The organism is uncultured Coprobacter sp. (genome assembly GCF_947855755.1).
GTDB lineage: Bacteria > Bacteroidota > Bacteroidia > Bacteroidales > Coprobacteraceae > Coprobacter.
On the sequence record NZ_CANUAR010000001.1, the window covers coordinates 96,205 to 109,644 of the forward strand.

Annotated in this window: 12 protein-coding genes; 7 read left to right on the top strand and 5 right to left on the bottom strand. The window is 38.3% G+C overall.

The annotated features are described in order from the left end of the window. Positions 1–16: 16 nt before the first annotated feature. Together Q0093_RS00335 and aspT are read right to left on the bottom strand one after the other, a co-directional pair. Positions 17–1,684, bottom strand: a complete 1,668-nt coding sequence (locus Q0093_RS00335) for a bifunctional aspartate transaminase/aspartate 4-decarboxylase (protein ID WP_297927946.1) — start codon at positions 1,682–1,684, stop codon at positions 17–19. Positions 1,685–1,725: 41 nt separating this feature from the next. Then, positions 1,726–3,426, bottom strand: coding sequence for an aspartate-alanine antiporter (gene aspT, locus Q0093_RS00340; protein WP_297304339.1), 1,701 nt, complete (start codon positions 3,424–3,426; stop codon positions 1,726–1,728). A gap of 225 nt (positions 3,427–3,651) precedes the next feature. Here aspT and Q0093_RS00345 point away from each other — a divergent pair, with 225 nt between their 5' ends. The 4 genes from Q0093_RS00345 to Q0093_RS00360 all read left to right on the top strand — a co-directional run bounded on the left by Q0093_RS00345 (position 3,652) and on the right by Q0093_RS00360 (position 6,680). Beyond that, a complete protein-coding gene (locus Q0093_RS00345) occupies positions 3,652–3,900 on the top strand; it encodes a YtxH domain-containing protein (protein WP_297304340.1) in 249 nt (82 codons plus the stop codon). Positions 3,901–4,247: 347 nt separating this feature from the next. Then, positions 4,248–4,799 carry a GNAT family N-acetyltransferase gene (locus tag Q0093_RS00350; RefSeq protein ID WP_297927948.1) on the top strand — a complete coding sequence of 184 codons (552 nt, stop codon included), beginning with the start codon at positions 4,248–4,250 and terminating at the stop codon, positions 4,797–4,799. A 37-nt stretch (positions 4,800–4,836) separates the two neighbouring features. Beyond that, positions 4,837–6,012 (top strand): MalY/PatB family protein, encoded by a 1,176-nt coding sequence (locus Q0093_RS00355; protein WP_297927950.1) that lies wholly within the window; start codon positions 4,837–4,839, stop codon positions 6,010–6,012. 17 nt (positions 6,013–6,029) lie between these two features. Then, complete coding sequence (locus tag Q0093_RS00360) at positions 6,030–6,680, top strand: response regulator transcription factor (RefSeq protein ID WP_297927952.1); 651 nt, start codon at positions 6,030–6,032, stop codon at positions 6,678–6,680. 47 nt (positions 6,681–6,727) lie between these two features. Here Q0093_RS00360 and cysK read toward each other — a convergent pair whose 3' ends face one another. The 3 genes from cysK to Q0093_RS00375 form a co-directional block, all read right to left on the bottom strand. Then, positions 6,728–7,678 carry a cysteine synthase A gene (cysK, locus tag Q0093_RS00365; RefSeq protein WP_297927954.1) on the bottom strand — a complete coding sequence of 317 codons (951 nt, stop codon included), beginning with the start codon at positions 7,676–7,678 and terminating at the stop codon, positions 6,728–6,730. Between the two features lie 293 nt (positions 7,679–7,971). Continuing rightward, a complete protein-coding gene (locus Q0093_RS00370) occupies positions 7,972–8,580 on the bottom strand; it encodes a response regulator transcription factor (RefSeq protein WP_297927956.1) in 609 nt (202 codons plus the stop codon). Next, a complete protein-coding gene (locus Q0093_RS00375; RefSeq protein ID WP_297927958.1) occupies positions 8,570–9,271 on the bottom strand; it encodes a hemerythrin domain-containing protein in 702 nt (233 codons plus the stop codon). The genes Q0093_RS00370 and Q0093_RS00375 overlap by 11 nt, the downstream gene beginning before the upstream one ends. Before the next feature lie 222 nt (positions 9,272–9,493). Here Q0093_RS00375 and Q0093_RS00380 point away from each other — a divergent pair, with 222 nt between their 5' ends. The 3 genes from Q0093_RS00380 to Q0093_RS00390 all read left to right on the top strand — a co-directional run bounded on the left by Q0093_RS00380 (position 9,494) and on the right by Q0093_RS00390 (position 13,429). Further along, on the top strand, positions 9,494–10,783 hold the full coding sequence (locus Q0093_RS00380; protein WP_297927960.1) for a hypothetical protein: 1,290 nt from the start codon (positions 9,494–9,496) through the stop codon (positions 10,781–10,783). A gap of 32 nt (positions 10,784–10,815) precedes the next feature. Beyond that, positions 10,816–11,961 (top strand): imelysin family protein, encoded by a 1,146-nt coding sequence (locus tag Q0093_RS00385; protein ID WP_297927963.1) that lies wholly within the window; start codon positions 10,816–10,818, stop codon positions 11,959–11,961. A gap of 100 nt (positions 11,962–12,061) precedes the next feature. Beyond that, positions 12,062–13,429 (top strand): di-heme oxidoredictase family protein, encoded by a 1,368-nt coding sequence (locus tag Q0093_RS00390; RefSeq protein WP_297928224.1) that lies wholly within the window; start codon positions 12,062–12,064, stop codon positions 13,427–13,429. The last annotated feature ends 11 nt before the right edge of the window (positions 13,430–13,440 follow it).

Sequence of the window (13,440 nt, forward strand, 5' to 3'; positions counted from 1 at the left end):
CCTTCTTTCCATAAAATCATTTCGATTCACCTTTCGCCTTTTTCCATGCTAAAGCATATTCATCCAATATCAGCCGTACTCCTTTCCCGATCTTCTTATAATCATCTTTATCGAGATTGGCCAAAGATGCACGTATCGACCAATCAGGGCCATCAAAACCACTACCATTAAGCAACACTATACAAGTATCTTTCGCCAAATGAATTACAAAATCAAGAGGGTCATAATTAGCTTCGAGATAACAAGCAAATTCATCTCCGTATAATTTCTTCGCCCATACCATAATATCTATTTCTGAATAATATCCGGCACGCAAAGGATCAGGAACAAGCTCGAAACCTGTATTTTCCCACATGGCATCCAGTCGCTCTTTAATTATTTTCTGCATCTTTTTCTTATACCGGTCTTCTTTATCAAAAAGAGCATAAGCTGCAAAAAAAGCCATCTGCATTTGCTGCGGAGTAGAAAGTCCTGCCGTATGATTCAATGCCACCATACGGCTATCCGCTACCATACGATCTATAAATTTAAGCTTCTCCGGATTAAGAGTTATAGATTCATAACGTTTATGTAAATCTTCAATATCCGATTTCGGAAGCGCAGCAATCATCTCATCATAAATATTATTCTCGCTCAATGCTATTACCGCCAAGCGCCATCCGGTAGCTCCGAAATATTTAGAGAAAGAATATACACACAATGTATTCAATGGTAATTCATACATCAAAGATTTGAAATGCGGCACAAATGTCCCATACACATCATCCGTAATAATCATCAGATGCGGATTATCTTTCTTGACAATATCTACGATCTTATCCAAAGACCGTTTGTCTAACGTATAAGAGGGCGGATTACTCGGATTGACGATATAAAGAACCTTTATCGATTTATCTTTCAATTTATCGAGCTCCGAATCAGGATACTGCCAAGTATGCAGTCCTGTTTCAGTCATTTGACTTGCCTGAATTTTAGTCACCTGAAACTGAAAACGATCAAGTTCCGGAATTTCGATATAAGGGGTAAATATGGGTGTCATAAGAGCGACCCGATCACCTTTGTCCAGCAGACGATTTTCTTGCAAAGAATCGAAAATATAACACATAGCTGCCGTACCTCCCTCCGTAGCAAACAGATCATATTTGAAATTTACCGGCTGACGATCACACATCTCCTGTAACAGATAATCGTGTACAATCATTTCGGCGTATTTCAACATACGATCAGGTACAGGATACTGATCTCCGATAATCGCTTCAGCCCATTCGTGTATCAACGAATCCGGATCGACTTTTTTCTTATCGACAAAATAACGATACGTCTCGTTCAACAAATCAGCACCCGGCAAAGTCTTGTGCTGCTGAATAAAATCTTCAAAACGTTTAGCAATACCTTTCTCTACAGGAATACCTGCAATCCCTTCAGAGAGATCGAATACCCGACGACACTCTTCCAGTCCGAATTTTCCTAATAAAAAGAAAGCTTCACGAGGGACTGTCGCGATCCAGTTAGGATTTCCTCGCCCGGCATTTAGAAATAAACAAAAAGCTTTTCGAGTATGTTCTTCGGCAAACTCTATTAACTTATTCTTAATCTCGAACGGACTCATCGATTCAAGTCCTTTTTCAAACTTCCGGCTATATCCTTTCATTAAAGCCGAAGGTAATTTTTCTTTACAATCCATATTACAAATTTAAATTATCAATATTATTCTACACTTATTATTTACGACATCAGCAATACGATAACCACTCCCCAAAGAATCAATAAAGTATTCCCGACGGCATACGTTACCGTATATCCGAGAGCCGGGACTGTACTCTCTATCGACTCCTGTATTGCACCTAAAGCCGCTGTCGTAGTACGAGAACCGGCATTACATCCCAAATTAATGGCCGGATGGAACTTAAATATCTTGTCACCGATCCATATTCCTAATATCAACGGTATGGAAGTGGACAAAATACCCGCAAAGAAAATTATGAATCCCATTTCTTTTATTCCGGATAAAAAAGTAGGTCCGGCAGTAATTCCGATTACTGCAATAAACATATTCAATCCGAGATTATTAAAAATCCATACCGCTGGATCAGGAATACGGCCAAAGGTCGGATGTTTGGTTCTCAGCCATCCGAAAAACAAACCCGATATCAGAGCCCCGCCACTGGTACTTAAACTAATAGGAATACCACCTAAACGTATAGTCAATGCTCCGACAATACCACCGATCAATATTCCCAAACCGACAAAAATAAGGTCTGTTTTATTAGTCGGACGATCTACGTATCCCAATTTCGGTGAAGCTTGCTTTATATCATTTGCCATACCGACAATCTCAAGTAGATCCCCAGCTTGCAACTTCGTATTTGCTAAAATAGGTAATTCAACCCCTGTTCTTTTTACTTTCTTAATAATAATGCCATGCATGAACGGCTGTTGGCGCAATTCTCTTATCGTTTTTCCTTTTGCCGTTTTCTGAGTAAGCATGACAAAAATATCTTCAACCGGAAATGTCAACAATTCAGGATCATTTACTTCATCACCGATCCAGCTTTCATCTTCTATAACAGTCTCCCGTCTTCCGCTCAAAACAAGCTCATCGCTTTTATGAATGATTTGATCAGGAGTCGCGTCTACTATTTTCCCTGCAGAGCGAACCCTTTCTACAAAGATTCTCCGTCCCAAAGTTTGCATTTGTTTCTCCACATCGGCAACTGTTCTCTGTGTATCGAACCAATCACTACAAGCACAATAAGCTCGAAAAACAACCGGACGATTGGCGTCGATCAAAGCCGGATCATCTTCAATAGAACCTTTTCTCATTTGAGCTTCAAGTTCCCGGGTTTTCTGTTTTACTTTTTCCAACCCACCCAGCATTTTAGGTCCTAATGTCCCCAAAATATAAGCAGAACCGATTGTTCCGTAAATATAGGTCACTGCATAACAAACAGGAATAATATTCAACCAAGCTTGTTTTTCTGACTCTGAAACACCCAATGTCCCGATCGTATCAGTCCCGACTCCGATTACAGCAGAGATTGTCTGAGCTCCGGCGAACAATCCGATGGTTTCTCCGGGATTATAACCCAATATCTTGGCTATAATAACAGTCACGCCCAAACAGAGAATACATAGTACACAGGCAAATATGACTTGAGGAATACCATCGCTTTTCAATGACTGAAAAAACTGAGGACCGACACTGTAACCAATAGAGAAAAGAAACAATAAAAAGAAAACCGATTTTACTGGTCCTGGTATAGGAATATCCATTTGTCCTACTACCACACCTACTAAGAGCACAGATGTTACCGTCCCCAGAGAAAAAGATTTATATTTCAATTGTCCCAACCAGAACCCAATGCCGATTGTAAGAAATATAGCCATCTCCGGATAGGTACGAAAAAAATGTAAGATTGTCTCCATATCACAGATTATTTAATAAATAATTTTTCTTTTCACTTTCAGATAACAAGCATAACCGATATTTTGTTGACTATTTCTAAAAGACAGATATAAGAATAAATCTCTTAGAGTCTGTCCGGTATAAACGAAGTAAATCAGAAAGATCTATAATTTACTTTAACCGGATCAACATTTTTAAACTTCATATTGTATTTATATCGATTAATTTCTAAATAGTAAACAAATATGGAAAAACTGGAACAAAAAGTCTATGCAATAAAAGAACAGACTAAAGATGCCGCAAATGTGGCCACAGCTAAAACAAAAAAATCTGCCGATAAAATAAAAGAAAAGGCTCAGGAAAAAACTCAAGAATTGAAAGAAAAAGCCCAACATGCAGCAAATATAGTAAAAGAGAAAGCGACACAAGCTGCTGACACCGTCAAAGAAAAAGTACAACAAGGAATCGACTCTGTTCATGAAAAAAGTAAATAAAAACCGACTCTAAAACTTGTTTAAATTTTACTATGGTCGGTTTTGAGAATTTCTTCCGAGTATGTTTTTCTGTTTTTACGAGGATGATAGCGGGCTATCTGACAAGTGAAAACGGGATGACAGACCGAAAGAGAACGCAAAAATGACCTGATAGTACTTTTTTTATCGGAAAATTTAAACAGGCTCTAAACAGGTTCTTAATCTTCTTAAACAGATCTGCCTGAGTAAAGAGTATGTCTAAATAGGATATAAGTCCTATTCTTGACATACTCCTTATTTTTTTATAAAAGAAACTTCTCTGTTTTTTCAAAATAAAACGTAAGTTTGTAAATTATCTGATATTAATTATGAAACTATACATAGAAACAGAAAGGCTTTTATTACGAGAATGGAATTTAAATGATTTGCCGATCTTCATTAAAATGAATCAAGATCCGGAGATAATGGAGTTTTTCCCAAAAACATTGGATAGTAAAGAATCTACAGACTTCTACCAACGTATTTGCAAAGAGCTCGATGAAGCGAAATACGGACTGTTTGCCGTAGAAAGAAAATCAGATCATAAGTTTATCGGATATACAGGATTGCATAAAGCTTGTTTTCCTGCTAACTTTACCCCCTGTATCGAAATCGGATGGAGACTTATAAAAGATGCATGGAATCAAGGTTATGCAACAGAAGCTGCCAAAGCATGCCTTCGATATGGATTTATTAATTTAAATATTAAAGAGATATACTCTTTCACTGCTGCTATCAATAAACGATCAGAACGCATCATGCAAAAAATAGGACTACAAAAAATCGGAGAATTCGATCATCCGAATGTAGTTCCCGAGAATCGTTTATGCCGACACGTTTTGTATAAAAGCTTTCATTCGGAAGATAAACCTCTCACATAATCAAAATAACAAAACTTTGTATTAAAATCGACTTATTATGAAATACAACTTTGATACAATAATAGACAGAAACAATACAGATGCTATAAAACAAGAAGCGTTGCTTATCCGATGGGGAAGAAATGATCTTATTCCTCTTTGGGTTGCCGATATGGACTTAGCTACACCTCCATTTATTATGGAGGTACTACAAAAACGATGTCAACACCCGATTTTAGGTTACACGAGCAAACCAGATTCTTATTATTCGGCAATTATCGGTTGGTTGAAAAAACGGTATAATTGGGATATAGAACGCAAATCGATTTCTTATACTCCGGGTATCGTACCCGGACTTGCTTTCGCAATAAAATGTTTTACTTCACCAAGAGATAAAATATTGGTAATGCCTCCTGTTTATCACCCGTTCTTTTTAGTTACGGAAAATGAAAACCGTGAGGTCGTATTTTGTCCATTGATTTTAAAAGACGGACAATATCAGATCGATTTCGAACATTTCGAAAAACAGATAAAAGACTGCAAAGCCTTTATTCTTTGTAACCCCCACAATCCCGGCGGACGGGTGTGGAGCAGGGAAGAGTTGAAACGGATCGCCTCAATCTGTGCCCGAAACAACGTACTGGTCTTTTCGGACGAAATCCATGCAGATCTCACCTTCCCGCCATATCAGCATATCCCTTTCGCCTCAGTATCAAAAGAAGCCGCAGATAATTCGCTGGTTTTCATGTCGCCCAGTAAAGCATTCAATATGGCAGGACTCGCCAGTTCATTTTGCATAATAAAAAACGAGTTCCTTCGAGAAAAATTCAAAAAATTCACAGAAGGAAGCGATCTTACCGAAGGACATGTATTCGCGTTCAGGAGTGTAGAAGCGGCCTATACCTACGGAGAAGAGTGGTTATCACAAGTATTGGAATACCTTCAAGAAAATGTAATTTATACCGAACAGTATCTAAAAGAAAAAATGCCCCGTATAAAGGCTATAATTCCACAGGCCTCTTTTTTAATTTTTTTAGATTGCAGAGAATTATACCTGTCACAAAAAGATCTGGTCGAATTTTTTGTCGATAAAGCTCATCTCGCTCTGAATGACGGAAGCATGTTCGGAAAAGAAGGAGAAGGTTTTATGCGTATGAATATCGCATGTCCACGAGCTATTCTTAACCGTGCTTTGCAACAACTTGAAAGGGCCTATTACGAAAGATTCGAATAAACTGGATAACTTATAGCATGCCTCAAAAATATTACATACTGGCCGATAATCAAGACATTACACGAGCCGGATTAAATTTCATAATACGGGAATTACATCTGTCCGAAAATATTGTACATATATATTCAAAACGAGAATTACCGGACTTATTGAAAAAAGATTCTCAGGCTGTAATCGTCTTAGATTATACACTTTTCGATTTTTCAAGAGTCGAAGAATTGATAAACTTGCACGAACGATTCCCTCATGTCCGGTGGATTTTATTTTCCGAAGAACTTACTACCGAATTTATCCGTAATATTTATTCTGATAAGGCATTCAGCATCTTATTCAAAAATTCCTCATTTCAAGAAATTTCTGATGCTTTAAAGCATACGACTTCCGATAGACAATATCTATGTGCTCAATCAAAAAATCAACTGCAAAATAATACAGAACAAGGAATCACCGAACAATCTTTATTAACCACTACAGAAATAGAAATACTAAAACTGGTCGCACAAGGAAAATCCGTTAAAGAAATCGCGGCAATCCGCATATCAAGCGTACATACCATTATTACTCACAAAAAGAATATATTCCGAAAACTGAACGTTAACAATATACATGAAGCAACCCGGTATGCCTTTCGTGCCGGAATAATCGACATGGCAGAATACTGCATATAAAAAATAAGGCTGTCATGAAGACAGCCTTAGAACCTGCTATTTACCTTTTAATCCAAAGGATATTCTTCAAAAGCATAAAGGACTGTGGACAAATAACGTTCACCGGTATCAGGAAGTAATGCAACGATAGTTTTTCCGGCATTCTCCGGAAGCTTCGCCAATTCAGATGCAGCAAAAACTGCTGCTCCGGAAGATATTCCGACTAAAAGTCCTTCTTTTTTTGCCAATTCTCTACTGGTACGTATAGCATCGTCATTCTGTACCGGAATAATCTGATCAACAACTTCCCCTTTATAAGTTCGAGGAATAAACCCAGCTCCTATACCCTGTATTTTATGCGGTCCGGGTTCTCCTCCAGATAAGACAGGAGAATCCGCAGGCTCTACTGCAACAATTTTTATCGCAGGATTATGCTTCTTCAATGTTTCTCCGACACCGCTTATTGTTCCTCCAGTACCTACTCCAGCCACGAATATATCGATTTTACCATCAGTATCCCTCCAAATTTCTTCTCCAGTAGTTCTTCGATGAACGGCCGGATTAGCAGGATTCTCAAATTGTTGCAAAATAACCGATCCGGGAATCTCATCCCTTAAAGATTCTGCTTTGGCGATAGCCCCCTTCATTCCTTCTGCTCCGGGAGTCAGTACAAGTTGAGCCCCCAATGCCTTGAGCAAGTTTCTACGTTCAATACTCATAGTATCGGGCATTGTGAGAATTAGATTATATCCTTTAGAAGAAGATACAAAAGCCAATCCGACTCCGGTATTTCCACTGGTCGGTTCTATAATCGTAGCACCCGGTTTTAAGACTCCACGTGTCTCTGCATCCTCAATCATTGCCAAAGCAATACGATCTTTCACACTACCTGCGGGATTAAAATATTCCAGCTTACCTACTACTTTCGCCTGCAAATTCTTACTTGCATTAAAATTAGAAAACTCCAATAATGGTGTATTCCCGACCAATTCGGTCAAACTTTTAGCTATTCTTGCCATATCATTCTCCATTTAACAATTATCATATCATATTTGACAAAGGTAGGTTTTAAGAAAAACTCATCCTATACCACATTTATGGTATTTTATCTCTCTCATTCATAAAATACTGAATAATAGGAGGTTTAGTCACAATAAAATCAACGATATGTCTCAGTTCTAAAAAAACAATTTTTCAATAAGATAACCCTCTCAGATCTTTTTTACGTTTTCACTCGTCAGATAATAGTCCACTACTTTTCCTCAAAAAATAGAAACATCTTCTAATTAAACGGATTTTCATGGAAAATTGTTTATTTCTTTACGTCATCAAGTTCAACCAATTTATTAACTATGGCATAAATCGTCAATCCTGCAGGAGAATGTATCTGCAATTTACGTACAATATTACGACGATGAGTAATAACGGTATGGATAGACAAACACAATTTTGATGCAATTTCTTTGTTAGTCATTCCCTTAACAACACAAACCACGATCTCTTTCTCCCGATAACTAAGTGATTCAGATTCTTCTTCAACATCTTCATTTCCGGAATGTTTTTGTAATTGAAGAATCTTTCCGGTTATCGTATCCATATCATCGAATATAGAAATAACCTCATCATATTTATTCAAAAGAGTTGTATCTAACAAAGAGCCTTGCAGCGCAACGCATTTAATATGAGAAGTACGAGGATTTTCTCTAAATCGGTTCAAATCGAAATATCCGTCAAATACAGGGTTGACAATCAATATGTCCGGTGTATGCATCCGCATAAACTCTTGCAAAGCATCTGTACTCAACACCTCCATCGGCTGTATTTTTAAATTCGGAACACGTTTGAGTACTGCGGTCATGCCATTCCGAATAATTACAGAATTTTCAGCAATAGCAATCCTTATTGCTTCATTATTTTTCATTTTTCTCGAAATTTTTTTCAAGTTGGGCTACAGCCGGGACAAACAACAAATCTTCCAGATTACAATGTGATGCCAAATCTTGTTCACAAGAATAAATATCAAACAAAACAGAGTTCAAACTATTATTGCTTTTTTCCGCCGGATAATATTTGATTATTATATTTTTCAGTTCGGTAAGTTTCGTCTCTATCTGATTATGCTTTCGAGCAAATACCAATATATTATAATCGGGTTTTTTCTTCCCTTCTAATAAAGATGAAACATATCCGAAAACCATATTGTCTTCATATTCCATGTGCCGGCGCACTTCATGAACATATTCATCATAAAACTTCAAAATCAGAATAGCGACACCATCTTGGGAGCAATCTATGGCTTCAATCAACTTACGGCGAATTGCCGGCAAACAAAAATCGAGAAAATAAGAATGAGAATTTTTCAGATACTCCATTAATGCTTGGATAGAAAGATCTGTGCCTCCGACAACAAATTGCTCGGTATCCATAAAATTGACGACTGCCAAAAACGTTTTATAATCTACGTTACAAGCATCGCAAACCTCTTTTACATTTTTATCCCCGAACCCTAACGGCAAACCGAAACGGCTCATCACCATCAATAGAGTATAGTTTTCACAAATAAGATCGCTCATCTTATCCGTCGCTTTATATTTGGGAACGTTATCGCTCATATTTTCACTTTTATATGTTTAAGTACAGGCGCAAAATAACGGATTATTAGCTAAAAATACAATCCCTATTTATAGGTATTTCAACAAAGTTTTTTCAGTACAAATAATGACCCATTAGAATCCCGATTTATAATGAGAAAAAATAAGACAATACTTATTTTTAGGTATTGTCAACACTTTACAACACTTATACCTTTGCCTCCTGTAAAAACGTCAAAAAAAATGAAAAGATTTACTACTTTAACATTCCTTATTCTGCTTTTATGTCAGGGAATACAAGCCCGAAATTTTCAAAATAACGATACTACAAAAGTAAAAAATCACGAAGAATATAAAAAATTCAGAGTCGGTAGTTACGGAGAAATGCTTTTCCAACATATGGATTATGGCCCATATCGTTTTGGAAACGGCGGAGCTGGCTCTCCGAGTGATAAACGATCTTCTATATCGCTTCCCCGTTTTGTATTAGCTTTCGATTACAAATTTACTCCATCTATCATTTTATCTGCTGAAATAGAATTCGAATACGGAGGTACGGGTGCAAGTATAGAACATGAATACACTGAAGGAGGCGAATACGAAGCTGAAATAGAAAAAGGTGGAGAAGTCGCATTGGAACAATTCCACATTACTAAAATATTTCATCCGGCATTTGCCGTACGAGCAGGACACATGATCGTTCCTATAGGATTGACAAATGCACATCACGAACCGATATTCTTTTTCGGTGCTACACGACCGGAAGGCGAAACACAGATAATCCCGTCTACTTGGCATGAAACCGGGATCGCCATTTTGGGAAAAGCCGGAGATTTCGACTATCAAGCAATGGTCATCAGCGGATTAGATCCCAACGGATTCGATGCTGCCAATTGGATTAAAAACGGAAAACAGAACAAATTCGAAATACCGAATATGACCAATCCGGCATATGCAGCACGGGTAGATTATTCGGGCGTTAAAAATACGAGATTCGGTATATCGGCATATTATACTCCAAGCACCGCCAAAAACTCGACTAAACCGAGCCGAATGGAAGGGATAAAAGGTGCAATCACCATTTTATCTGCCGATGCGCAATATTACAGCCGCGATATTATTGCACGAGCAAACGTTATATACGGAAATTTGACCGAAAGCGACCTTATTTACAAAGAAAATTTAAGAAATCCCACAGCTCTGGGATATTCAGAAACCCCTGTTGCAAAAGATGTTTTGACATACGGTGCAGAGGTAGGATACAACATCGGTGCATTTTTTAACCACAAATTCAATTTATTTCCATTTATACGTTACGAATATTATAATTCGATGCACAAAACAGCAAGCAGTATTTCTGCCGATCCTCGTTATAAAGTAGATCTTATTACTGCAGGCTTAAACTATTATATACTCCCCAATCTCGTTGCCAAAGCAGACTATACACGCAGATGGATCGGAGGAGGACGTTTCAATAATGAAAGTACTATATCATTAGGATTAGCTTATATCGGTTGGTTCTTTTCTAAATAACAAAATAAATTAATAAATAATCTACAAAACGTATGAAAAAGAAAAATTGGTTAGTAATGAGCTTATTCATAAGCTCTATGGCATTTGCCGTATCATCATGTAGTGATGATAATAACAATGATAACACAGTGGATGATTCGGCTATGGATCCGGTTAAAACCGCCCTTATCAATGATTATATCGATCTTACCGTATTGCCTACTTACGATGACATGAAAGCTAAAGTATGGGATCTGATGGACGCCGTAACCGTTATGTTCGAAAGCGAAACAGCAACACAAGATCAGCTCAATGCTGTTTGTGCGGCATGGAGAAATGCCCGTGAACCGTGGGAATTGAGCGAGGGATTTCTATATGGTCCGGCAGCTAATTACAGCATAGACCCATCTTTAGACTCATGGCCTCTCGACCAAGTAAATATAGAGGCGTTGTTAAATAGTAGCCAAAACATCGCGGAACAAACTTTCGCACAAGACAATTCAGGGTTTCATACACTTGAATATCTTATTTTCTTAGACGGAAATCCCCGAGATATTTCATCCATTTCTTCCCGCCAAAAAGAGTATATCTATTATGTAACAAAAAAATTATTGGATGATACCGTACGTCTTTGGGCAGAATGGCACGGTGAAAAAGCAATAAGCGATCAACGCGATGCAGAGTTGATTGAAAATGATGAAATCACAATTGCCGGAGGAGAAGATGGATTTGCCGAATTATTGAGAAATCCGAACATGTATCAAAAATATAAAACTCAAAATCAAGTACTTGAAGAAATAATCGATAACGGATTGTGTAACATAGCGAATGAGGTAGGAACACAAAAAATCGGAAATCCTTATCGCGAACAAGATGTATATGCCGTAGAATCATGGTATAGTTTCAATTCTTTGGACGATTATGAAAATAACATAATCAGTATTGAGAATTCTTATTTGGGAGGACCGGCGGCAACCCGGAAATCAGAAACTAGCATGTCGGCTTATGTAGCATCAAAAAATAGTGACTTGGATGCGGAAATAACCAAAGCGATTTCTGATGCAAGAAAAGCGATTCGGGACATTCCAGCACCCTTCCGCGATCAAGTCACAAAAGGAAAAGTTGCAACAATAGATACAGCAATGGATAAATTAGCCGAATTGAATAAATCACTTGAAAAAATTAAAAGTGTTCTTTAAAAATATTTTTTGAATTCTTAAAATGACAAAATACAGATTTTTTAAAAATTTGTTCTCGTTTCCCCTTGTACTCAGCATTGCCCAGACTATTGTCCCGGCAATGCTTCTCTATAGTTGTAGCGAAGCTCTCGATGACACGGTAATACTGAAACCGAACGGAACTGTAGCCAGTTATAAAGAACTGTCCGCCGGAACTTCTACAATATTCTCATCCTCCAGCCGTGCATACGACACCGAAGCTAACTGGGTAACAGGCGATCTGGAAACAATGTTCACCAATGGAGATATGTTATATGATGACCCCAGGGTTAGCGGGAACGATCCTTCTACAGGAGGATTAGGACCGATATATGGAGGCTATTCTTGCGGAAGCTGCCATAATAATGCAGGAAGAACCTCTTCAACTTTGTTTACTCATGGAGGTTCGGGAAACGGCTTTTCCTCCATATTAATCTACATAACTCGTAAAGATGGCGGTTATTTTCGCCAATACGGGCGCGTACTGCATGATCAAAGCATTGTGGGTAGCCAAGCTGAAGGAAAACTTTCTGTAACATATACAACAGAAAAGTTCAAATTTCCGGACGGAGAAGAATATGAACTACAAACACCGCATTATCGAGTTACCGAATGGTATGCCGATAGTATTCGTCCCGAAGACCTATATATAAGTCCTCGTATTCCGTTGCGCCATGTAGGGATGGGACAAATGATGGCACTCAGCCAAACGGAACTCATAAAAATTGCAGCCCAAAGTAATTACCCGGAATACGGAATCAGCGGAAAACTAAATTATGTAACCGAAAAAGGGGTACGAAAAATCGGAGTATCCGGAAATAAAGCCAATCATTTGGACTTGACGGTAGAACTCGGCTTTTCTTCGGATCTGGGTGTTACAAATGACCGTTATCCTGAAGAAGTTTGCGAAGGCCAAAGCCAATCGCCTCACGGGTTACAGGGGATACAAATAAGTACGAAAGATATGGAATATGTCGATTTCTATCTGCACGCTTTAGGCGTACCTGCCCGAAGATATGTCAATAACGCCGAAGTAAAAAAAGGTGAAGAAAACTTCTATAAAGCAAAATGCGATTTGTGCCATATGCCTACTCTACACACCCGTGCAGATGCGCCTTTATTACTTAACGGCACTCGACTGCCTTGGCTCTGCAATCAGGTTATACACCCATATTCAGATTATCTTCTACACGATATGGGACCCGAATTAGACGACCACCTTTCGGCAGGTCTGGCAACCGGAGCTGAATGGCGGACAACTCCATTATGGGGTATAGGCTTACAAGAGGTGGTTAACGGACATACAGAATTCTTACATGACGGACGTGCACGCAACTTAAAAGAGGCGATCATGTGGCACGGGGGCGAAGGTGCCGTATCGCGCGAACTGTTCAAAAGAATGAGCAAGGAAGACCGGGACGCACTGATTCTTTTTATCGAAAGTTTATAAAACATTCATTT